At 67.8% G+C, this 21,115-nt stretch carries 21 protein-coding genes; 10 read left to right on the top strand and 11 right to left on the bottom strand.

All coding sequences use genetic code 11. The features are described 5' to 3' along the window. Nucleotides 1-365 precede the first annotated feature (365 nt). The 5 genes from EV652_RS09135 to EV652_RS09115 all read right to left on the bottom strand — a co-directional run bounded on the left by EV652_RS09135 (nucleotide 366) and on the right by EV652_RS09115 (nucleotide 3,506). The gene (locus tag EV652_RS09135) at nucleotides 366-1,028 is read right to left on the bottom strand and encodes an anti-sigma factor family protein (RefSeq protein WP_132208602.1); all 663 of its coding nucleotides are present in this window, start codon (nucleotides 1,026-1,028) and stop codon (nucleotides 366-368) included. Then, complete coding sequence (locus tag EV652_RS09130; RefSeq protein ID WP_132208601.1) at nucleotides 1,025-1,534, bottom strand: sigma-70 family RNA polymerase sigma factor; 510 nt, start codon at nucleotides 1,532-1,534, stop codon at nucleotides 1,025-1,027. Before EV652_RS09130 ends, EV652_RS09135 begins: the two co-directional genes overlap by 4 nt. A gap of 43 nt (nucleotides 1,535-1,577) precedes the next feature. Then, nucleotides 1,578-1,985 carry a DoxX family protein gene (locus EV652_RS09125; protein ID WP_132208600.1) on the bottom strand — a complete coding sequence of 136 codons (408 nt, stop codon included), beginning with the start codon at nucleotides 1,983-1,985 and terminating at the stop codon, nucleotides 1,578-1,580. 124 nt (nucleotides 1,986-2,109) lie between these two features. After that, complete coding sequence (locus EV652_RS09120; protein ID WP_132208599.1) at nucleotides 2,110-2,997, bottom strand: hypothetical protein; 888 nt, start codon at nucleotides 2,995-2,997, stop codon at nucleotides 2,110-2,112. A gap of 83 nt (nucleotides 2,998-3,080) precedes the next feature. Next, nucleotides 3,081-3,506, bottom strand: coding sequence for a MarR family winged helix-turn-helix transcriptional regulator (locus EV652_RS09115; protein ID WP_242001659.1), 426 nt, complete (start codon nucleotides 3,504-3,506; stop codon nucleotides 3,081-3,083). A gap of 52 nt (nucleotides 3,507-3,558) precedes the next feature. Between EV652_RS09115 and EV652_RS09110 the strand changes: the two genes are divergently transcribed. Then, nucleotides 3,559-4,143: a TIGR03086 family metal-binding protein gene (locus EV652_RS09110; protein WP_132208598.1), complete on the top strand. Its 585-nt coding sequence runs from the start codon at nucleotides 3,559-3,561 to the stop codon at nucleotides 4,141-4,143. Here EV652_RS09110 and EV652_RS45160 read toward each other — a convergent pair. Next, nucleotides 4,140-4,562 (bottom strand): G5 domain-containing protein, encoded by a 423-nt coding sequence (locus EV652_RS45160; protein ID WP_158441128.1) that lies wholly within the window; start codon nucleotides 4,560-4,562, stop codon nucleotides 4,140-4,142. The genes EV652_RS09110 and EV652_RS45160 overlap by 4 nt on opposite strands. Before the next feature lie 571 nt (nucleotides 4,563-5,133). On the opposite strand from EV652_RS45160, the gene EV652_RS09100 reads away from it, so the two are divergent. Next, nucleotides 5,134-5,628 carry an NUDIX hydrolase gene (locus EV652_RS09100; protein ID WP_132208596.1) on the top strand — a complete coding sequence of 165 codons (495 nt, stop codon included), beginning with the start codon at nucleotides 5,134-5,136 and terminating at the stop codon, nucleotides 5,626-5,628. 75 nt (nucleotides 5,629-5,703) lie between these two features. Here EV652_RS09100 and EV652_RS09095 read toward each other — a convergent pair whose 3' ends face one another. Then, on the bottom strand, nucleotides 5,704-6,087 hold the full coding sequence (locus EV652_RS09095) for a dihydrofolate reductase family protein (protein ID WP_242001658.1): 384 nt from the start codon (nucleotides 6,085-6,087) through the stop codon (nucleotides 5,704-5,706). A gap of 124 nt (nucleotides 6,088-6,211) precedes the next feature. On the opposite strand from EV652_RS09095, the gene EV652_RS09090 reads away from it, so the two are divergent. The 4 genes from EV652_RS09090 (at nucleotide 6,212) to EV652_RS09075 (ending at nucleotide 10,207) form a co-directional block, all read left to right on the top strand. Beyond that, complete coding sequence (locus EV652_RS09090; protein WP_132208594.1) at nucleotides 6,212-7,786, top strand: caspase family protein; 1,575 nt, start codon at nucleotides 6,212-6,214, stop codon at nucleotides 7,784-7,786. 90 nt (nucleotides 7,787-7,876) lie between these two features. Then, nucleotides 7,877-8,386 carry a GNAT family N-acetyltransferase gene (locus EV652_RS09085; protein WP_199238094.1) on the top strand — a complete coding sequence of 170 codons (510 nt, stop codon included), beginning with the start codon at nucleotides 7,877-7,879 and terminating at the stop codon, nucleotides 8,384-8,386. 109 nt (nucleotides 8,387-8,495) lie between these two features. Continuing rightward, complete coding sequence (locus tag EV652_RS09080) at nucleotides 8,496-9,365, top strand: alpha/beta fold hydrolase (RefSeq protein ID WP_132208593.1); 870 nt, start codon at nucleotides 8,496-8,498, stop codon at nucleotides 9,363-9,365. Nucleotides 9,366-9,643: 278 nt separating this feature from the next. Continuing rightward, nucleotides 9,644-10,207 carry a dihydrofolate reductase family protein gene (locus EV652_RS09075; RefSeq protein WP_132208592.1) on the top strand — a complete coding sequence of 188 codons (564 nt, stop codon included), beginning with the start codon at nucleotides 9,644-9,646 and terminating at the stop codon, nucleotides 10,205-10,207. A gap of 20 nt (nucleotides 10,208-10,227) precedes the next feature. Here the strand turns inward: EV652_RS09075 and EV652_RS09070 are convergent, their stop codons facing one another. Then, on the bottom strand, nucleotides 10,228-13,125 hold the full coding sequence (locus tag EV652_RS09070; protein WP_132208591.1) for a glycosyltransferase: 2,898 nt from the start codon (nucleotides 13,123-13,125) through the stop codon (nucleotides 10,228-10,230). 492 nt (nucleotides 13,126-13,617) lie between these two features. On the opposite strand from EV652_RS09070, the gene EV652_RS09065 reads away from it, so the two are divergent. Together EV652_RS09065 and EV652_RS09060 are read left to right on the top strand one after the other, a co-directional pair. Continuing rightward, entirely contained in the window at nucleotides 13,618-14,535 is a 918-nt protein-coding gene (locus EV652_RS09065; RefSeq protein WP_132208590.1) for a BAR domain-containing protein, read from the top strand. 45 nt (nucleotides 14,536-14,580) lie between these two features. After that, nucleotides 14,581-15,018, top strand: coding sequence for an NAD(P)/FAD-dependent oxidoreductase (locus tag EV652_RS09060; protein WP_132208589.1), 438 nt, complete (start codon nucleotides 14,581-14,583; stop codon nucleotides 15,016-15,018). Here EV652_RS09060 and EV652_RS09055 read toward each other — a convergent pair. Further along, a complete protein-coding gene (locus tag EV652_RS09055) occupies nucleotides 14,993-16,276 on the bottom strand; it encodes an MFS transporter (protein ID WP_132208588.1) in 1,284 nt (427 codons plus the stop codon). The genes EV652_RS09060 and EV652_RS09055 overlap by 26 nt on opposite strands. Further along, on the bottom strand, nucleotides 16,276-17,667 hold the full coding sequence (locus EV652_RS09050) for an FAD-dependent oxidoreductase (RefSeq protein ID WP_132208587.1): 1,392 nt from the start codon (nucleotides 17,665-17,667) through the stop codon (nucleotides 16,276-16,278). The genes EV652_RS09055 and EV652_RS09050 overlap by 1 nt, the downstream gene beginning before the upstream one ends. 72 nt (nucleotides 17,668-17,739) lie before the next feature. Between EV652_RS09050 and EV652_RS09045 the strand changes: the two genes are divergently transcribed. Together EV652_RS09045 and EV652_RS09040 are read left to right on the top strand one after the other, a co-directional pair. Continuing rightward, entirely contained in the window at nucleotides 17,740-18,093 is a 354-nt protein-coding gene (locus EV652_RS09045; protein WP_132208586.1) for an ArsR/SmtB family transcription factor, read from the top strand. 5 nt (nucleotides 18,094-18,098) lie between these two features. Next, nucleotides 18,099-19,163, top strand: coding sequence for an ArsO family NAD(P)H-dependent flavin-containing monooxygenase (locus EV652_RS09040; protein ID WP_242001657.1), 1,065 nt, complete (start codon nucleotides 18,099-18,101; stop codon nucleotides 19,161-19,163). Nucleotides 19,164-19,203: 40 nt separating this feature from the next. Here the strand turns inward: EV652_RS09040 and EV652_RS09035 are convergent, their stop codons facing one another. Further along, nucleotides 19,204-20,913, bottom strand: coding sequence for a hypothetical protein (locus EV652_RS09035; protein WP_132208585.1), 1,710 nt, complete (start codon nucleotides 20,911-20,913; stop codon nucleotides 19,204-19,206). Nucleotides 20,914-21,115: the final 202 nt, after the last annotated feature.

The raw sequence follows: 21,115 nt of genomic DNA, 5'->3' as shown, positions 1-21,115 counted from the left end.
GCCCTTCGGGCGGTCGACCTGGGACGGGATCCTCAGTGGCGTTACACACGGTATATCGCTGGTGACGGCGCGAGTGTTACACGATCGAAGGAAAAATCTTCCGCCGCGCTGATGGTGAACGTTGACGGCCGGGCGTCGACTGCCCCCCGGTGAACGTCCACGGCCGCGCGTCGAGTGACCCCGGTGAACGCTGGCGTCCGGGCGTTGAGCGACCCCGGTGCACGTCCCTGAACACCGGGGCCTAGATCGACGGCCTCTCGAGCGACCACCGCTCTTGACCCCTCAGGTGCCCCAGCGGCTGGCAGTCAATCGTGCCGACTGCAACCGATTCCGCGCGGACAGTGTCCGGGCGGGCACAATCAGCGTCAGAAGTGCACCGCGAGCAGGATCCGGCCGGATTCCGAGCTGCGGATGTCCAGCCCCCGGATCTCGTTGCGCTGCAGCTTCGTGGTCGCGGCCGGCTTGACCGTCGTACCCGGTGCCGCGGTCCAGCTCGCGATCAGCTGGGACTTCCCGGACGTGTCCGTGACGTACAGCTCGTAGCCCCGGGCCCGTTCGCTCGGGGTGGCCAGTTCGTCGTACCGGCAGCTGATCTCGATCGTCGTACCCCAGCGCTCCGGCACCAGCCGGGCGTCCGCGGAGAGCTTGCTGGCGACGGTCTGCGCGAGTACGACGTAGTCGCCCTGCGGCTCCTCGCGGCTGAGCGGGATCGCCACCAGCGCACCGACCACGGCCGCCGCAGCCGTGATCCCGGCCATCGCCATGCCGAACTTGACCCGCCGCTTGCGGGTGTCCTGCTGGACCGCGTGGACCAGGCCGGGCAGCAGGTTCGGCGGGGTGGCAGTGATGGTCGCGAGCGCGCGATCGTCGGGCAGCGCGGCCAGCGTCCCGGGTATGCCGCCGAGCGACGCCACCTCGGCCGAACACTCGTCACAGGTCCGTAGGTGCTCTTCGTAGGCGCGCCGATCCTTCGCCGACAACGCCCCCAGCAGATAGGCCGCGTCCCACTCCTTGTAAGGATCGCTCACTGGCTTGTCACCCCCCTCTCCTGCAACGCGAGCTTCAGCGCCCGCAGCCCGTAGTGCAGCCGCGACTTCACGGTGCCCGACGGGATATCCAGCTCTTCGGCGATATCAGTGACGGTACGACGCCCGTAGTACGCACGAACAATCACCTGCCGATGTTCCTCGGACAGCTGGGCCAGCGACTCCGCCACCAGCCACGCGTCCAGTACGGCGTTCGCGTGGTCGGCACTGGGATTCTCCGGCAGGTCGCCGCTGGCCACCTCGCGGCTGACCCGGGCACTGCGCCGGTCGTCGATGACGAGATTGCGCGCCACCGTGAACAGCCAGGCCCGGGCCCCCGCCTCGTCCTCGGTCAGGATCTGCGGCCGGCGCCACGCCCGCAGCAGGGTCTCCTGCACGACATCCTCGGCCAGCCGGTCGTCGCCGGTCAGCCGGACCACGAATCGCCACAACGCGGGCGCGTGCACATCGTGCAGCTCGCGCAGCAGCGCCGCCCGGTCATCGGCCATCGGCGCTCCTGCTCTGTCGTGCATCGTGCGGTCCCGGCCGGGATCACTCCGCTGCGGCTGTTGCACTTCGGGGTGCTGCTCGCTGTTCCACCGCCCAGGCGCCGTTGCCGAGGAACGCGATCAGCAGGAAGGCGAAGCAGAACAACGCCGCCTTCTCGCCACCATTCTGCACAGGAAGCAAAGCATCCACCTGGTGAACAGTGAAGTAGGCGTACGCCATCGATCCAGAACAGAGCAGCGCGGCGTACCTGGTGGCCAGCCCGACCAGCACCAACGCGCCGCCGGCGAACTGGATCGCGGCCGCCCACCACGACGGCCAGGCGAACGCCTCGACCTGTTTGGTCCCGAGTACCCCGAACAACGCGGCCGCACCGTGACTGGCGAACAGGAACCCGATCACGATCCGGAAAACGGCGATCACTTGCTTCTGATAGCGCTCCAGCACCTTCATGGCCTCACTCCTCGAGGTGTAGGGGTCGTCGCCTGTTCCGAACGATTCACCCGAGTGCTGGGTTCAACGCATCGTGACTTTCAGATCACACTACGAATCGGTTGCGCCGTCGTACCGCTGTTTGCTAGGCGGGTTTCCGGGTTCGCAGGTAGTAGCCGTAGGTCGCGACAGCCAGGCCGACGCCCCACATGACGTAGGCCGGGACGGCTACCCAGAAGAAGGCGTCCGGCAGACCGATGTCGCCGTACACGGGCTTGCCCTGGACTGCGGCAGCGATCATCTGGAGCAGGCCGACACCGAAGTACGCCGTGATGCCCCCGCCGAGGCCGGCGCCGGGGAGCAACAGCATCCAGCGCGGAAAGAACCGGCCGACGCGATAGACCAGCAGCAGCGGCAGCACAATCCCGGCGAGCAGGAAGCCGCCTTCGAACAGGATCAGCGAGAGGTTGGCGCCGTACGGCGTGTCGAACCCGACGACTGCTTGCGCGGCCAACCGGATCAAGCAACCGGCAACCGCGGACCACGCGCCGATCACGGCCCAGATGGGGATCGCCTCTAGCGACCGGCCCGGACCGAGCCGCCGCCGATAGGTCAGGGCAGTCCGGCCGAGAAGCGCGGCTCCTCCAAGGGCGGCCAACCTGCTCACCATCCCTTTCCAATCGAACGGGATCCCCAGGCCGGGCAGCACACCACCAACGACATCGAGCAGCGCCAACGCAGCAGCTGCGACCCAGCCGGCCGCGACTGCCCACAGCGCCCTGATCAGAAGCCGGGAGCTCGGTCGTCTATGCAGTGCGAGGACTGTCGCGGCACTGACCACGCACCCCCCCACCGCCACCCAATCCGGGACCAGCAGGTCGCCACCCGGGAACTTCCAGTCCGGTGCATGACCGGTGGCGAACCACACCCGCAAACATCCGTACGCCGCCGCCCACCCGACCGCGCCCCGAGCCACCCACCCCATCCCCACCGACGCATCCCGACGAAACTCCCCCACACGTGCGATCGCCATACCTCCACCCTGACCCGACTCACCTACCCCGCGGATCACTCCCCCGAGGGAACCCCTTCCATCCCCCGATGGAGGCTCGGGGCTCAGCGGGCGTCGTACAGGTTGCGGATGGAGCGGAGGAAGGCTTGACGGTCGGCGGGTGGGAGGGCTTCGAGGATGCGGTTCTCATGCACCCGGATGTCTTTGCGGACGGAGCGACGTACTCGACGGCCCTTCGGCGTAATCGACAGCAATCTGACGCGGCGGTCGTTCGGGTCCGGCGTCCGCTCGATCAGGCCGGCGTCCTGCAGTTCGTCGAGGGTGCCGATGATGCGCGACTTGTCGGCCCCGATCGCGTCCGCGAGAGCGGCCTGGGTGCGCACCGGCGTGTCGTCGAGCGTGGTCAGTACGGAGTATCCCCACATGGACACGTCGTGCTCGGCGAGCACTGGCAACTCCACCGCGATGAGTGCCCGCAGCAACGGAGCCAGCATCGCGGCGAGGTCGGGGCGCTCATCCTCCGGGCTCACATCACGGAAGATAACACTGGCGCAATCATAAGCTCGCGCATATGATCAGCAGATGCCTACTGTTGATTACGTACCCCTCGACGCACAAGCCGTTCAGGCCAGCATCGACCTGGTCGCGCGTGTCACCGACGCCGACCTCTCCAAGCCGACCCCCTGCCGCGCCTGGACCCTCTACGGCCTCCTCGCCCACATGGCGACCCAGCACAACGGCTTCGCCGCCGCCTCCCGAGGCGACGGCAACGAGGCCGTGTGGAAACTCCGCGACCTCGGCGACGACCCGGTCAAGGCCTACATCGACTCAGCCGAACACGTCCTGACCGCCTTCGCCGAGGACGGCGTCGCGGATCGCCTCTTCCCGCTCCCCGAGTTCGGCACAGACCAGCCGTTCCCCGGCCACCAGGCGATCAGCTTCCACTTCATCGACTACGTCGTGCACTCCTGGGACGTCGCCAAGACCCTGGGCACCACAGTCACCTTCACCCCCGAGGTCCTGGACGCCGCCCTAGCCGTCGCTCACGTCGTCCCCACCGGCGACCTCCGCCTGACCCCGGGCTCCCCGTTCGCCCCCGACATCCCGTACTCCGGCACCGACCCCCTGGCCCAGATCCTCGCCCACCTAGGCCGCAACCCCAACTAGTCCTCACAACCAAGACCGTCTTTGTCGCGGTCCAGGCCATAGACGTCGTTCCCGACAACTGTGACCGGGCCGCGCACATACGCCGGCCCGTCTCCACTCCCACCCGAACAATCCACATCACTGGCAATCGGCACACAGCCCCCGCTGTAATTCGGATCGCACTCCGACGACTCGCTCTCCTCGACCTTCGTACCGACGGCGGTCACCTGAGTCCGCGGCTGCTTGGCAACCACATCCCTCAGCAACTCCTTAGCCGTCTGTACGCCGTCAACGAACGTCACCTCATAAATCAACCGCCGCGACCCGTTGACTCCCGTGGTCGTGACAACCTTCTCCCCCTTAGCCAGCGAAGAATCCGTCACCGTCCTCTTCTTGAACGCAATAACCCGAACCTCCACCACCGTCTTCTTGACCGTCACCTTCGACGGTTTCACCACAGGCGGCTTGACCACAGTCGGCTTAGCTGTCGCAGCCGGCGTCGACGTTGTGGGCCCGTCAGGCGTCGGCGTAACCCGACTACTAACAATCGCCGCCGGCTCCGCCACTCCCGTCGTACCCGATCCACACCCCCCAGCCGCAACCACCAAAACCCCAGCCCCCAGCGCAGCACAAATCAAACGCACAATTCCCCCCAACCCACCGCAGTTCCCCCCACAGCAGGATTGTCAGCACCCGGCCTTCCCGGATGCTTCCGATCCAACCACCCCCGCAACGCACCGGTCGATGGCACAGCCCCACTTCCCACCCACCGACTCACTTTCGTGACGCATCCGACCGCCGCCTCCTTTATCAAGCAGACGTTTGCGCAGCTCGGCAGAGCCACCACCTGACTCGACGAACTTTGTTGCCCAAGGCATCGGAAGTGAAACGCAGGAACGAATCAGAGCGGACGCGTCAGCCGACTTCCTCGATGGTGTCGCCCCCGAGGCCTTCACCAACTGACGCATTGCAACAGCTGCAGGACTGTCTCGCCGCGCCTATCCTGCGATCGTGGGCGACGACGGCAGAGCACCCTACTTGGAGCGAATGCGAACACTGGTCGGAAAGGAACCGCTGGTGGTCGCGGCGGCCGGCGTGCTTGTTTGGGATGACCAGCAGCGGGTCCTGCTCCAACAGCGCTCCGACGACCAGACTTGGTGCATCCCCGGCGGCGCCATGGAACCAGGTGAGCGACTCGAAGAGGCCGCGCGTCGAGAGCTTCGTGAGGAGACCGGCCTCGTCGCCGGCGAGTTGACTTTGCTGTCAGCACGTTCGGGTCCCGAATGCTTCCTGGTCTACCCCAACGGTCACCAGTGCCAGGTGATCTCGTTGACCTACCGCGCCGAGACGTGGTCGGGGCACCTCGACATATCCGACCCAGAGACCACAGACCTCAGGTTCTACGACCCACTCGAACTGCCCGAGATGAACTCCTACAACCGCGCCCTCTTCACGCACTTGGCCTCGGAGCGCCACCTGGAACCTCCCAGAATCGCGCAGCCATGACCGCGCGACGTCGAGGCCGGAGGCCGCGACCATCCAGACGCCGAGTGCGCCTGTAGGACACCAACGTCACCTGCTTCAGGCCGTTTCGTACTGCGGGCGACCGGTGGTGCGGTAGGTCTGGATCGTTAGCCCCTTCGGGGTGGACTGCACGTCGACCAGATCGAGTCCCATGTCCGGGCCGGTGGCGGGGAAGAGCCGTGTGCCCTGGCCGACGACCACGGGATAGGTGAGCAGGACAATCTCGTCGACCAGTCGGTGGTCGAGCAGCCAGCGGATCAGGGTGCCGCTGCCCCACACCTGGAGCTCACCACCCGGGTCGGCTCTCAGCTCGCCGACAGCAGCCGCGACGTCACCGGACAGGACGGTCGTGCCTGCCCATCGCGAGTCGGTGAGCGTGGTCGAGGCGACGTACTTGGGCCGCGTGTTCAACGCCTCTCCGACGGGGTTTCCCGGATCCATGCCTGCTCCCCAAGAGCCGGCGAAGATCTCGTACGTCCGCCGGCCGAACTGACAGGGCGTGTCTGTCGGGCTGGCGCTCGACGGTCGCCTTCCCATCCGGGCGGCCCGACGACACACTGAGAGCATGGCTGTTGGCCCCTGGCTCGAGTCGGCCCGCGGCAGCCGCAGCGCGTTGATCGTGGCCAGCAACGAGTACCAAGACCCGGGGCTCAGCGAACTCCGGGCTCCAGCCGCGGACGCCGACGCCCTGGCGGCGGTGTTGAGCGACCCGGAGATCGGCGGCTTCGATGTCCGGACGCTGCTGAACGAGCCGGCCCACGTGGTGAATGAGGCCGTCGAGGAGTTCCTGACCGACCGCTCTCCCGACGACCTCTTGCTGTTGCACTTCTCCTGCCATGGCATCAAGGACCAGGACGGCGAACTGTACTTCGCGATGACGAACACCCGGCTCCGCCTCCTGGGCGCGACCGCGGTCGCCGCCGACTTCGTGAACCGGCGGATGACCCACAGCCGGTCGCACCGCATCGTCTTGTTCCTCGACTGCTGCTACGCCGGAGCCTTCGATCGCGGGATGAGGGCCCGCGCCACCAAGGTGATGGATCTCGAGGAACGCTTCGGCGGGCGCGGGCGAGCGGTGATCACGGCGTCGGGAGCCGTCGAGTACGCCTTCGAGGGCGGTGAGCTCACCGAGTCCGGCGATCCGGTTCCCTCGGTCTTCACGACCGCGATGGTGCGTGGTCTCAGCACCGGGGAGGCGGACCGCGACCAGGACGGGTACGTCGACCTGGACGAGCTCTACGACTACGTCTACGACGCGGTTCGCGAGGTGACCCCACACCAGAACCCCGGCAAGTGGGCCTTCGGCGTCCAGGGCGACCTGGTCATTGCCCGGCGCAACACCCCGCTCACCCAGCCGGCCGCGCTGCCGCCGGAGCTCCAGCAATCCATCGACAGCCCGCTCGCCGGCGTCCGGGCAGGCGCGGTGGGCGAGCTGGCCCGATTGCTGTCCGGCCGCCACCAAGGCCTCGCCCTGGCTGCCCGACAGGCCCTCGAGACCTTGGCCGACGACGACAGCCGCACCGTCGCGGCCTCGGCGTCGGCCGTCCTCGCCGGGTCACCCAACACCGCGCCCTCGGACGCCACCGGTACGGCACCACAGACAGGACCAACCGACACCGCCGGGGCGACCAGCCCGACCCGACGCCCGCCGACGGCAACGACGCCGGGTCACACCACACCGACACCACGGTCTTGGCGGCGTTGGTGGCCGGGGACGATCCGAGGACGGGTGATCGTGGCCGCATCGGCGGCAGCCGCCCTGCTCGTGGGTGGTGTGGTCACGTGGAGGGTGCTCGATCAGGCCGTCGACGCCAAGACGATCCCAGAGTCGTTCGACGGCAAGTGGCAAGGCGCGAGGGCCGACGGAACGGTGTTCACGGCCCCCCTCGGCAAGGAGCTGCAGAAGGCCGAGTTGGCGGGCAGCACCTCAGCCTGCTACAACGGCACGCTCGCAGTGAGCGACGCCACCGACTCCCGGCTGACGATGCGCTTTGCCCCCACACCCCAGGGCGCGGGGTGCAACCCGTGGACCGTGGTGTTCACACACCTGTCCGGAGGCGACCTGAGGATGGCAGTCGATCCGGACAGCGGCGGCTACGACGAGTCGGAGTTCGAGGTCCGGATGTCCCGGCAGGGTTGAGGTCGGATCAGGCGGCGGAGGCGATCCTCCTGCACAGCTCGAGATGTCTACCGGTGCGGCGGTTGGCGTTTGGCGGCCTACGATTCGGCAGTGAGTTCCTCGCTGACTGTTCGCCCGGCTCGGGTCGAGGACGTCGTACAGATGGCGCGCGTGAATGTGCGGTGCTGGCAGGAGACGTATCGGGGACTCATGTCGGACGCGGTGCTCGACGACCCAGGCTTCCTGGCGGCTCGGGAGCGGTTCTGGACTGCTGCGTTGACCGACGAGCGCTATCGCGAGAACCGCGTGGCTGTCGCCGAGCGGGACGGCGAGCTGATCGGGATCGCCATGTCAGGTCCGCCCTTGGACGTCGGGTCGACGTGGGCGAGGCAGCTGTATGTGCTCTATGTATATGCGGCCGACCACGGCACGGGTGCTGGGCCGGCGCTGCTGGAGGCGGTCGTCGATCCGGAGGAGTCGGTGGCGCTGTGGGTGGCCGACCCGAACCCTCGTGCGCAGGCGTTCTACCGCAAGCACGGCTTCGTTGCCGACGGGACGGCCCAGGTCGAGGGCGGGGTGCGGGAGATCCGCATGGTCCGCGGCAGGCAGCACAGTCGGTAGTCCAGTTCGCGGGCGGGCTCCCGGCTAGCGTCGTCGCCGGGATGGGCCTCGGCGGCGGGCCGCGCGGTGCGGGGGCAGTATGGAACCGACGCGGACGAAGGAGATCCAGATGACCGAGGCCACGACCCATACGATCGACGCACCGGGCGCCGTACTGACCTATGACATCCGCCCCGGCAGCGATGCGGACAAGACCCCATTGGTGATGGTTGCTGCGCCGATGGCCGCCGCCGGGTTCACGACGTTGGCCGGCTACTTCACCGACCGCACCGTGGTCACCTACGACCCGCGGCAGAGCGCGCGCAGCCACCTCACCACCGATGCGGATCCCACGCCGGAGACCCATGCCGACGACATCCACCGGTTGATTCAGGCCGCCGTGGGTCCCGGCCCTGTCGATGTGCTGGCGAGCAGCGGTGGCGCTGTGAACATGCTCGCGTTCGTCGCGGCGCATCCTGACGTGGTTCGCACCCTCGTGGCCCACGAGCCACCGTTCGTCTCGGCATTGCCCGACCGCGAGGCAGCGTTCGCAGCCATCCAGGATGTCCGGGACACGTACGAGCGCGATGGCCTGGGTCCGGGGATGGCCAAGTTCCTGGGCCTGGCCATGCACAGCGGCGAGGTCCCCGCCGACTGGACCGATCGGCCGGCTCCCGACCCGGCCCAGTTCGGGTTGCCGACAGAGGACGACGGCTCGCGGGGGGATCCGATGCTCGGTCACGGCCACATCGTCAACACCACTGGATACGAGCCCGACTACGACGCGATCAAGGCTGCCCCGACCCGGGTGGTGCTGGCGTACGGCACCGAGTCGGACGGTCTGATCACGCAACGCGCCACGATCGCCGTTGCCGAGGCCCTCGGGGTTGAGCCGACGAGGTTCCCGAGCCACCACGGCGGCTTCCTGGGCGGGGAGTACGGCCAGACCGGCGACCCGGACTCGTTTGCCGCCCGGCTACGCGAGGTGCTCGACGGCTGAGTGGACGGACGAATCGCACCACACCTATGCGGGTACTGGTCTCTTGCCGTCGACCGGTGGTTGACCGAACCCCTCCAGCCCCGGTCGGCGACCGCCTGCAGGATGCGCGGGCCATGAACAGCGGCGCGGATGTCGAGACCTAGTTCGTGCTCCAGCGCTTCCGCCGAAGATTTCCTCGACGAGTTGTGGCCGGGATGTCGAGACCGGCGTGGCGGCTCCGTCTCAGAGGTGATGCGGCCGGTGTGGCCGCACCATCGCCACGGAGCGGAAGGACAGCCATGCGAAAACTCATCGTTCAGCAGTGGGTTACCGTCGACAACATCGTCGCCGAGGAGGACGGTGGCCTCAGCTTCGTGTCGGGGGAACCGTTCGACGACGAAGTCACTGACAACCCCTTCCAGAACAGCCTGATGGGCTTCATCGACTCGGTCGACACGATGATTCTCGGCGCCAACACCTACAACCAGTCCAAGGACTCCTGGCCGTACGCCGACGAGCAGGGCGAGTACGGCAAGAAGCTCAACAACCTCACCAAGTTCGTCGCCTCGTCGACGCTGGATGACGCGCCGTGGGGCGACTTCCCGGCCGCGACCGTGACGCGCGACCCGGCCGCTACCGTCCGGGAGCTCAAAGAGCAGAGCGGCAAGGACATCTGGCTGTGGGGGAGCTTGACACTCATGCGCTCCCTGCTGGACGCCGGCGTCGTCGACGAAGTTCGGATGCTGGTCTGCCCGGCGTCCCGCGGCAAGGGAACGCACCTCTTCGATGATCGACGGAACCTGAAGCTGGTCGATGCCACCCCATTCGACAATGGCGTGGTCCTCCTGCGCTACGAGGTCTGACGAGTCGGAAAAGTCCGCACCTACAACCGTCGGGCCGAAGGCGGGTTAGCTGCAACGGTGTCTGATGCCGGCAACGGGCTGTTCTGGTCGCGCTCGGAGCCCGTCGCCGCGTTCTGCGTGAGGGCGCGCCACTTCGTCTCCGGCGGCTCCGGCGGGCCGGGGAGGAGTTGACGGACGATGGTGGCGCCGGGGGCCCATGCTGCGTCGGGCAATTTCCCCATGACGTCGGCGTACACCGACCGGATGACCTCGGCCTGTGCGGCCCAGGAGAAACGGTGGAGCAGTTGGGGGTCGTCGGCGATGCGCTTCGCGATGCGGTCGCGGTCGGTGAGCACCTTGCAGACGGCCTGCACGAGGCTGTCCACGTCGCCCGCGGTGTAGACGGCGCCGAGGTCGAGTTCGTTGACGAGGTCGGCCTGCGCCGGGGTGTCGCTGGTGATGATGGGCAGCCCCGCGGCGATGTACTCGCAGAATTTGTTCGTCACCGCGATGTCGTGGTTGGGCGCGTGCAGCAGCGGGCTGAGGCCGATGGAGGCCGAGCGTAGGTAGAGCGGCACGACCTCGGCATCGACGAACGGCGCCAGGTGCACGCGGTCGCCCACGCCCAGTTCGACGGCGCGGGCCAGCAACTCCGCGGTGACGGAGTTGGCTCGCGCGACGATCGCGAGGTGGACGTCGGGCAGCTGCGGCATCGCCTCGACGACCGTCCCGACGCCGCGGGCGCGGTTGACGCCGCCGCCGTACACCAGCAGCGGGGCGTCCTCGGACAGCCGCAGCAGCTCGCGCAGACCCTTGACCTCGGCGTCTTCGGGCGGCTCGACCGGCGCGTTGAGGACGACGTCGGGCAGGCTGGCCAACTTGTGGTCGCGCTGCAGCCAGCGGGCCAGCGGCTCGGACACCGTGATGACGCGGTCGGCGTCGCGGATGAACTCGCGCTCGAGGTCGCTGTAGGCGGCGACCCGGCGCGGGGCCACCACCGGCACGCCCGGGATGTACTCGTGGGCGTCGTAGATGATCTTGATGGTGCGTCCGTCCAGGGCCGCCCGATGCGCTGCGCGCGCCGCGATGCCGAGCATGAACACGTCGTGCACGTGGATGACCTCGATCTGGAGGCGGTCGAGCAGCGGGCCGAGCGTCAGCTCCTGGTCGACCAACTCGGGCATCACCCGCCGCCAGCGGCCCGACGGCAGGTGGCGGTAGAGGGCGAGCAGCCGCTCGCGCCGCTTGCCGATGCCCAGGTCGGTGAGGTCGACCTGGCGCTTGGCCCGCCGGACGAAGTACGCGCGGGCGTGGAGGATGGCGCGGTGCAGCCGCAGCAACCGCCAGCGCGCCGCCCGCTGCAGCCGGTCGAGGGGGGACCGCTGGGCCGGCACGGACGAGCCGGACTCGCCGCCGATGCGCTCGCGGTCGCGGCGGTCGCGGCCGCGGTCGCCGCGCAGCTCGCGGCTCGCGTACTGCCAGCGGCCGTAGGCCAGCATGTACTCGGCCTCGGTGCTGAACCACGGCTTGAGGTTGGCCTTGACGTTGGCCAGCCGCTTGCGCCACCCCGTCACCAGCACCTTCGACTGGATGGGCGGGCACAACACCTGCACCTTGCCGAACTGGCGGGCGCCCCTGAGCTTGCGTCCGGGGATGCCGATGCAGGTGACGTCGAGGTCCCAGTTGGCCACCGTCTGCGCGTACTTGAGCACGCGGGCGTCGACGACGATGTCGTTGCCGGCCATCATGACAACCTTGGGCCGGATCCAGGACGGCTTCCAGTCAGCCGGCACCGTGCTCGGCTGCTCGACGAACGCGGACAGCGCCTCGGCCGACCGGCGGCCGTCGTGCACCTGCTCGACGAAGGCCGGCCCGCGCGCGGCGACCGCGCGGCCCCGCTCCGGGTTCGAGATGAGGTCGAGCACGACCTGCTCGATGGTGTCCGGGGTCGCGTCGACGATGGGCAGCTCGAGCCCGGTGTCGGCGGTCACGCGGTCGCGGACGTGCTGGGCGATGTGGCCCACCACGATCCGGCCCGCCGCCATGGCCTCGCACGCGGCGACGCCGTAGCTGCCGACGCGGAACTGGTCGAGGACGATGTCGGCGTCGCGGTAGACGGCCGGCATATCCGCAGGGTCGACGCCCTCGACCCGGCGGTAGGTGATGAGGCCCCGCTGGGCCAGGCTCTCCATGATGGGGTCGATGAGCTCGGAGCCCTTCATGGCCGACTTGCTGGGCGCGTGGGCCACCACCGGCTTCTCGTGCTCGAGCACCGGAGCGTCGCTGCGCCAGCTGTCGACGTCGACGACCACCGGGCACCAGGCAGCATTGGGGACATAGTCGAGGAGGTCGGGCGTGGAGACGTAGACCGGACCCGGGTACGACGTGAACAGCTCGACAGCGCGGGTGGCGTTGCGCTCGAGCAGCTCGACGCTCTCGTCCTCGAGGTCAGGGAACGGCGACCACGGCTCGGTCTCGACGTGCCGGCTGGGAATGCGGACGTCGGAGCCATGTGCGATGAGCCCCAGCTGCAGACCCTTGGTGAGCAGGTATTGGATGTCGCCGGACGCGTCCGGTCCGTGCAAGGGTCCGAAGATCGGCCGCGACGCCTCGATCAGCACGTGCGTGTAGTTGCGCACGACGTGGTTGTAGAAGTTCAGCTGCCATCGACGGTTGCGCCGGTACGTGCGCGCCGGCACGCCGTAGTCGACCGGGTAGTCGAGTACTCCCCTGAAGAAAGCGAACGAGGTCGCCAACGCGTCGGGCACCCGCACCTCGAGCGCGCGTGCCCAACGGGTGCCCTGACCCGCGAAGTTGGCCGGGCCTACCAGCAGCCGGACGGGCGCGTCGAGCCGCGGCGGCATCCCGTCCCGGGTGGCCGGTGCGCTCCCCCTGGGCGCCGGCTGGTCGACTCGGCGTCTGTCTGTGTTCCGATCCACGGTGTTGCCCCCCACGCCCCTCACAAAATCGCTCGGCCAGGAGAGCTTCGGGGCGGTTGCTGGCCGATCGTCGAATAGCTAGATCCGGTCTGGCATCACTTGGTAAGCACGGTTCTGTTCCTCCACCTGGTCTCGCTACGGTCTTGACAATTACGGACTATACCGGTACCGAGACAGGGCGGTGCCCAAGGACTGTGCGGTTGGTGGTTTCATCCCCTCTGTGTCCGACGGGGCCCAAGAGGTTCCCTCGGACTCACTAGATAGATGTATCGAACGTTCCGTTTGGTTGTAAGGAATCGCGCATTCGTTACAAAAGGGCCGGCCGGTGAGGATGCGGTGACCCCTTGTATCAAAATGAGTCGTCAGTCCGGATGCCGTTTGTTGCTACCGGCACACACGTGAGACCCCGCCGAGCCGGCCTCGCGGTAGCGGGCGAGCTGGGCCACGCGATAGGCGTTGCCGACACTGGCTCAGCCCACGCATGGTTGAAACGTGGACACGGATGCGGCAATTGTTGAACTGTTCGGGTTGCCCCCCGAACAGTTCATCGGTGCCCGCAACCAACTCGCGCGAGTAGTCCGCGACGCCGGCGACGTACGGGCGGCGGCGATGATCGCGGCGCTGCGAAAGCCCACGGTGTCGGCGTGGCTGGCCAACCAGCTCGTCCGCGCCGATCCCGACGGCATCCATGCCCTGACCCAACTCGGTGAGCAGTTGCGCGAGACCTACCTGTCATCGGACAGTGCCCGGCGACGCGAACTGACCCGCGAAAGACACGACCTGGTCCGCAACCTTGTGCGGATCGCGAGAGACCAAGCGGCCGGCGGGCGCCAGATCGCACCGCAGACCGCTGAGCGGCTCGCTGAGACCCTCGACGCCGCGCTGGTCGACCCCGCCGCCGCGCAACTGCTGCGGACTGGGCAGCTCACCAGTGCCCTGCGCCATGTCGGGTTCGGCGTGGTGGACGAGAGCGGCGACCCCGCCCGGCTCGCACCAATGCGGCCCCGCGTCGTACGCCGCCCTGAGCCTCCTCGCAAGTCCGCGAAGCCGAAGGTCACGCAACGCGCCACGGCACCAAGTGCGGGCCGCTCGCCGATCGATCGCACCCTCGAGCAGCGCCGAGCCGCCCAACAGAAACGCCGTGACCAGGCCGAAGCCGACTACTCACAGGCCGAGGCTGACCGCGTCCACGCCGAAGAGCTACTCGATGCACACCAGCACCGAATCGACGATCTCGAAGCCGACCTTGCCCGGCTGAACGAACAACTCGAACAGATCCGGCAGACGCTCCGCGAAGCACGCAGGCAAACCGCCCGCCTGCAACGCGCTTTCAGCCAGGCGGCCCGCAACGCCGCCGCTGTCAGAAAACGGCGCGACACCGAGGAGCAACGCCTGAGTGCCCTGGACTAGCAACCGAAGTCACGGCACCACTAGGACATCCGGGGCGGCCGCGACATGCACTACTGGCTACAGACACTCCGACTGGATCTCCTGCCACCATCCGTGCTGAGCAGGCTCGTCCGCGGCACGCTGGTCTTCGACACCGGCGTCTACGCCAACGCACTCGAGTCAGGGCTGCTCGATCAGCGGCCGATGTTCACCCGATTCGACGGCGACCAGGTCCTCTGGACCGACGGCACCCGGGAGCACATCGACAGCGTCATCTTCGCGACCGGATACCGCCCCAATCTGCCCTATTTGAAGGACCTCGGCGCACTCGACGCCACCGGCATGCCGCTCCACCGGCGCGGCATCTCACTCACGCACTCGGGCCTGACCTACCTCGGAGTGGAGTTTCAGCGATCCTTCTCGTCGAACACGCTGCGTGGCGTGGCACGCGACGCCGAGTACGTCGTGAAAGCGCTCGCTACCGGCCGTCCTGCAGGAAGGTAGGGCCGGGGAGCCGCCCCGGTGAACCGACACGACGACCGACTTCTTGTCCGGTACGACGCACGAGCAGAAGAAGTACGCCGGCCAGCCCACAGGCGCCCGCGACCAGCAGAACGAGCGGGCGGTACCCGACTGCGGAGGCCAGTAGTGCGCCACCGAGCGGTGCCGACGCCTTCGCGACCAGGACCGGCGCCGCGAGAGTGCCCGCGATCGTGCCGTATCCGGCCGCGCCATAGCGGTCGAGCAGGATTGCGGGCGTCGCGATCGACGCGACGCCGAAGCCGAGCCCGAACAACACCAGGCAGGCAATCGTCCCCGCTACATGCCGCCCGACGAGCGGCATCATGGACATCGCCACTCCTTGTCCGATGAAGATGATTCCAGCGATGGTGGCCATCGGCAACCATCGCGTCGAGAGTGTGGCGACCACCCGGCCGGTGACGGACAGCAGCCCGAGCAGGCCGGCCAGTGCGGCGGCCAGCGCTGCTGGATGGCCGAGGCTGGTCAGATACAGCACCAGGTGTACGGCGATCACGGCCAGCGCTGCGCCGTGGAACACAAATGTCGCGGCCAGCAACCAGAAGGCGGGGTCGCGCACGACCTGGGCAGGAGATGCGCGCCGATGCCGATCGGTCTGATCAGCGCGAGGTGTCGTGTGCCGCAGGGCGAGACCGTGCAGCGGAACGGTGATCACTGCAAGACCTATCGCGAGCACGATGAGCGCGGCGCGCCATTCCAGCCTGGCGACCAGCTGACCCGTCAGCGGGATAAAGATCGAGCTGGCGAAACCGGCAACCAAGGTGATGCCGAGCAGAGCCCGTGCCCGCCGCGCCGGGTCAGTGACCGCGACGACCACCGCGAACGCCGGCTCGTACAAGACCATCGCCGAGGCGACACCGATCAGCGCGAAGACGGCGTACAGCTGCGCGGCCGTCTGAACCTGGGACCACGCGAGTACGGCGAGCGCGCCGAGAGCCGACCCGGTGGTCATCAGCACGTGGCCGCCTCGGGCGTCCAGCCAGCGTCCGACCGGGATTGACAGCAGGCCGGTGACGAGGACGGCGATCGTGAGTGCGCCTGCGGAGGCGGCATTCGAGATACCGAGGTCTCGGCTCATCGGTCCGAGGATGACGCTGAAGGCGTAGTACAGGACGCCGTACCCGACCGTCTGGGTGACGGCGAGCGCACCCACCAGACGTCGCGAACCGGATCTGGCCGTCGCCCTGGTGGGGCGTTCGACCAGACCCGGATTCGACGTCATCAGCCGCAGCAGCTGGACTGCGTGGTCGGCCTGGCCTCGACGACGGTCAGCAGACCGCCGCTGATACCGGTCGCCAGGCCGCGCCCGGCCGGCGCCTCGACGGCTTGCGGCGCGGGGCCGCAGCAGCCGCCCGCGGCCTCGTCGGTCGAGTCGCCGTAGGCGAGGTTCGACGAGCACACGCCGGTCTCGGGCAGGTTCAGCTGGACATCACGCGCGGCCTCCCAGTCACCCGCCAGCGCGGCCACCACCGACCGCGCCTGCTCATAGCCGGTGGCCAGCAGGAACGTCGGCGCCCGACCGTAGGACTTCGCACCCACCGCGTAGTACCCGGGCTCGGGGTGCTCGAGCTCGTCGACGCCGTGCGGCGGGACGGTCCCACAGGAGTGCTGGTTCGGGTCGATCAACGGCGCCAACGCACGCGTCGACCCCAAGATCGGGTCCAGGTCCAGGCGCAGCTCGCCGACCATGTCGTGGTCGGGGCGGAAACCGGTCGAGTTGACCACGGTATCCACGACCACCGTCCGGTCCCCCGCCGCCAGCTCCACCCGACCATCCGCCGTACGCGCGACGGCCTCGATCCGGAAGCTGCTCACCAGCTCCACATGCCCCGACTGCACCAGCTTCTGCAGCCGCATCCCGAGCGCACCGCGGGCCGGAAGCTCATCGCCGGCGCCACCTCCGTAGGTCCGGGCCTGGTCGGCGCCGCGCACCACCCAAAACACCTCGGTGCCCGGCTCCTGCGCGGCCAGCTCACCCAACTCCAGCAGCGTCGTCGCCGCCGAGTGACCAGCCCCGACAACGGCCGTACGCCGACCAGCAAAGCGCTCACGGTCACGCACCAACACGTCCGGCAACGCCGCCGAGATCGCGTCGGTCACGTCGGCCTCGCCCCGGGCGGGGATCCCGGAACCGCCGAGAACGTTCGGCCGACGCCACGTACCCGCCGCGTCGATCACGGCACTGGCGAGCACCTCCTCACCATCGGCCAGACGCACCAGGAACGGCGCCTCCGCGCGACCCGCCGTCCGGACCCGGTCGAACCCGACCCGAGTCACCGCAGCCACCTGAGCGCCATACCGGATCCGATCACCCAACTGCGGCGCCTTCGCCAGCGGCGCCAGGTAGAAGTCGATCAGATCACCACCGGTCGGCAACACGTCCAGGTCGGGCTCGATCCAGTCGGTCTGCTCCAACAGACGGCGAGCAGCACCGTCGATGTCGTAGCGCCACGGACTGAACAGCTTCACATGCCGCCACTCGTCGATCGCCGCAGCCACACTCGGCCCGGATTCGAGCACGAGGAACTCGAGCCCGCGTTCGGCCAGGTGTGCTGCTGCGGCCAGTCCCACTGGGCCCGCTCCGATGACTACCACCGGCTCTGTCACGATCATCCTCCGTGCTGTCTAGATGTTCATCTAATCACGAAGCTTGCCTCCTGATTCGACAAGAGTCAAGATAGACGCATGCCTAAACAGGAGCTCGTCGTACTCAACACCTGCTGCACGCCGATCTCCGAGGCTGCCCTGGACCCGGCGCAGGCAGCAGACGGCGCGGCCGTCTTCAAGGCGCTGGCCGACCCGATCCGGCTGCGGCTGATGTCGATCATCGCCTCGGCCGGTCAAGAGGTGTGCGTCTGCGACATCACGCCCAACTTCGACGTCAGCGGGCCGACAATCTCCCACCACCTGAAGGTCCTCCGCGAGGCAGGGCTGGTCGATTGCGAGCGCCGCGGCACGTGGGTCTACTACTGGCCGCTGCCCGAGCGCCTGACCTGGCTGTCGACCCTGCTGTCGGTCCCGACGCCCGCTGCGGTCTGAATCCGGTGCTTCAAGACCAGCCACGTGAGGCGCGGGTGGTGGTGATCGGTGGCGGTCAAGCCGGTCTGGCCACTGGTTTCTACCTGCGCCGCTCCGGCCTGAACCCCGGCGAGGACTTCGTCATCCTCGACGCGGCCGCACAGCCCGGCGGCGCCTGGGCACAGATGTGGCCGACGCTGCGGACCTTCTCCCCGACCCAATACTCTTCCCTGCCCGGCTGGATGATGCCGCCGTGGACCGGCGACGGTGGCTACCCGTTGGCGGCCCATGTCGTTGATTACCTGACGCACTACGAGAAGCGTTACGAGCTCGACGTACGACGCTCTGTCTCGGTCGGCTCGGTGAGTCGCGGCGATGACAAGCACCTCGTCGTCCACACCAGCGACGGCGACTGGCTGGCGGAGCAGGTGGTTTCGGCGACCGGAACGTGGTCCAGGCCGTTCGTCCCGACGTACCCGGGATCGTTCGCCGGTCGGCAACTGCACACCGCTGACTACCGGCGCCCATCCGACTTCATCGATCAGCGCGTCCTGATCGTCGGCGGCGGCAACTCGGCCGCTCAGATCCTGGCCGAGATCTCGCTGGTCGCCGAGACCACGTGGGTGACGCTCCGACCGCCTCGTTTCCTCCCCGACGACGTCGACGGCCGGGTCTTGTTCGAGCTCGCCACCAGGCGCCACCGAGCACGGCAGCTCGGTGAACCCGACACCGGCGGCGTTGCAGGTCTCGGTGACATCGTGATGGTCGACAGCGTTCGAGAAGCGCGCGACCGCGACGTACTACATGCTCGCGAACCGTTCGCCCGCCTGGTCGATCACGGCGTCCAATGGCACGACGGCGCCGAGTCGTCCTTCGACACGATCATCTGGTGCACCGGCTTCCGCCCGCAGCTCAGTCACCTGTCGACCCTCGGCCTGCGCGGGCCAGATGGTCTCATCCCCACGGACGGCAGCCGGGCGATCAAGGAACCACGTCTCCAGCTGATCGGGTACGGCGACTGGACCGGGCCGGCCTCGGCGACCCTCATCGGTGCCGGTCGCACCGCCCGCGACCTGGTCGCCAACCTCTGATTTGCAACAACTTGCTCTGGGCCGGATCGCCAACGGCCCGCTAACCCCGGGACGCGTAGTACGCCGTCTTTACTGCCATCGGGCGCGGGGCGGGGAGCGTCTTGGTGTTGTCGCTGAGTTCACCGACTCGGACGATCCAGGTCGGGCGGGACTTATCGATGTCCTTGTACTCGTTCTCCGGGTCCGCCAGTACGACGAAGGGTTTCGCGTCGCAACTGTAGGAGCCGACCCAGCCGTCCGGCCGACCTGACCAGGACCCGCCGATGCGTCGCAGACACCGTGTTCCATCGGCGAGAACGAGGCCCCACGGCCGCGGATCACGAAGGGGTTTGACCTGGGCCACAGGCCATTCGTTCAAGGTGAAGCGCCTGAGCGTCTTGTCCCACGGAGCAACGTCACAGAAGGCGTGATCGGCTCCCGGTTCGATCCAGCACACGTCTGTGTTCGATGCGGTGCTACCGCAGGCATAGATGTTGCCGCTGACGGCCGACGGCGATGGATAGACGTACGGCGAACACTCCAGCAGCGAATCGACGGCCTCAACCGCGTACTCCGGCTTGGCTGCGCCGGCGTCGTTGAGCGGGTCGATCTTGACCACGATGGTCGGGGTCGACCTCGGGGTGAATCGGATGATGTAGACGGGGTTGCCGCCACCGCCGAAACTCGCGATCGAGTCCCAGATCTCCCGCGTGATGGAGACGAGCAGCTGTACTGCGCTCACGATCGTACTCACGACGGCGGAGACAGCCTCGAGCAGCACACTGGCGGGGAAGATCAGCGGACCGGACTCGCTCGCTGACACAGCTCCCATGGCGATCGCGCACGTGCCGGCGAAATTGAAGATCTTCAGTGCCGTGTCGCCCAACTCGACCGGCTTGGTCAGGTCGCTGGTGAACTGCTCGGTGTAAGACTTCAGGCAGTCCTGGCCTGCCTTCCCCCACTCATCGAGCTTGCCCGGGTTCGTGACGATCCGGATCAGGCGATCGAGTCCATTGTTCTTGAGCTCTATGCCGGCCAGCTTCGCGATCTTCGTCTCGATGTCGAGCGCGAGACCCAGAGCCTGCAAAGCCCACGAGTAGAAGCTGATCTGTGCGATCACCTTCGCGTCGCTGTCCGCCGGCAGACTGAACTCCACGGTCTTGCCGCCCTGCACCAGGATCGTTTCCCGACCTGGCCCGCCCAACGCGGTCGCGGCCGTGGTTGCTGCGAACTCGGCGAGTGCGTCGAGGCTCACCCCGAAGCGCTGGCCCGCGATCACCTTCCACGTCTTGGGATAGCTGATCTCGGTATAGGTGATGCGATTGTTCGCGATCTTGAGCACGGTCTTCCCGGCTTCGGTGCCCAGACACCACTTCACACTGTCCCCGCTGCCGGAGCTGATCTTGAGTTTCGCGCGCGCGGCGTCCTGTCCTGCGCAGGTTGGCTGGGCGACCCCAGAGCGGCCGGTGAACCAGGTGCCGAGTTGCTTCACCGCCTCCCTGGCCTGCGCGCCGACATCGAGGCCGCCGAGGAAGCCGTCCGAGAAATGATCCGTCTGCGCGGTCGCCGTCGTCTGGCCCGGCTTCCAGCTGGTCGGAAGCCACCGCCAGCCGCCGCGACCGTCCTGCCAGGCAATGATTGGGATCAGGTTCTTGTCCCATTGCGGAGGTACCGCGAACGAGACTGTCGCGAGGCCCTTGAGACCAGCTCCACCGAGGTCGACATGCACACCCGAGCCAATTCGCTTCAGACCGGCTGCGGCGGTCGGCAAGGCCGAATTCTCTGTGGCCGTAAGCGTGCCTGGCCCGCTGACTGAAGAGGCAGGGACCGTAACCCTGAACCCACCCACCGCGGTGCTGGCACTCGCACCGTTGCCGATCGGTGCTCCTGTGGTCTTGGCCTGCGGTGTCGGCCCCGCAGCGCCCAAGTCGTCCTCGCAGCCCGTCAGCCCGATCAGGCTGACGCATAGCAGC

The sequence above is a fragment of the Kribbella steppae genome (assembly GCF_004342025.1).
In the GTDB taxonomy this organism is placed as follows: Bacteria; Actinomycetota; Actinomycetes; order Propionibacteriales; family Kribbellaceae; genus Kribbella; species Kribbella steppae.
This window is presented reverse-complemented; position numbering and strand designations above follow the sequence as displayed.

What these genes read in the sequence shown, in the direction of transcription:
- EV652_RS09095 (WP_242001658.1), bottom strand. Translation starts at nt 6,087, where the DNA reads ATGGATCCGGGAAACCCCGTCGGAGAGGCGTTGAACACGCGGCCCAAG.
- EV652_RS09060 (WP_132208589.1), top strand. Translation starts at nt 14,581, where the DNA reads ATGCACTACTGGCTACAGACACTCCGACTGGATCTCCTGCCACCATCC.
- EV652_RS09055 (WP_132208588.1), bottom strand. Translation starts at nt 16,276, where the DNA reads ATGACGTCGAATCCGGGTCTGGTCGAACGCCCCACCAGGGCGACGGCC.
- EV652_RS09080 (WP_132208593.1), top strand. Translation starts at nt 8,496, where the DNA reads ATGACCGAGGCCACGACCCATACGATCGACGCACCGGGCGCCGTACTG.
- EV652_RS09050 (WP_132208587.1), bottom strand. Translation starts at nt 17,667, where the DNA reads ATGATCGTGACAGAGCCGGTGGTAGTCATCGGAGCGGGCCCAGTGGGA.
- EV652_RS09110 (WP_132208598.1), top strand. Translation starts at nt 3,559, where the DNA reads ATGCCTACTGTTGATTACGTACCCCTCGACGCACAAGCCGTTCAGGCC.
- EV652_RS09090 (WP_132208594.1), top strand. Translation starts at nt 6,212, where the DNA reads ATGGCTGTTGGCCCCTGGCTCGAGTCGGCCCGCGGCAGCCGCAGCGCG.
- EV652_RS09130 (WP_132208601.1), bottom strand. Translation starts at nt 1,534, where the DNA reads ATGGCCGATGACCGGGCGGCGCTGCTGCGCGAGCTGCACGATGTGCAC.
- EV652_RS09075 (WP_132208592.1), top strand. Translation starts at nt 9,644, where the DNA reads ATGCGAAAACTCATCGTTCAGCAGTGGGTTACCGTCGACAACATCGTC.
- EV652_RS09120 (WP_132208599.1), bottom strand. Translation starts at nt 2,997, where the DNA reads ATGGCGATCGCACGTGTGGGGGAGTTTCGTCGGGATGCGTCGGTGGGG.
- EV652_RS09125 (WP_132208600.1), bottom strand. Translation starts at nt 1,985, where the DNA reads ATGAAGGTGCTGGAGCGCTATCAGAAGCAAGTGATCGCCGTTTTCCGG.
- EV652_RS09045 (WP_132208586.1), top strand. Translation starts at nt 17,740, where the DNA reads ATGCCTAAACAGGAGCTCGTCGTACTCAACACCTGCTGCACGCCGATC.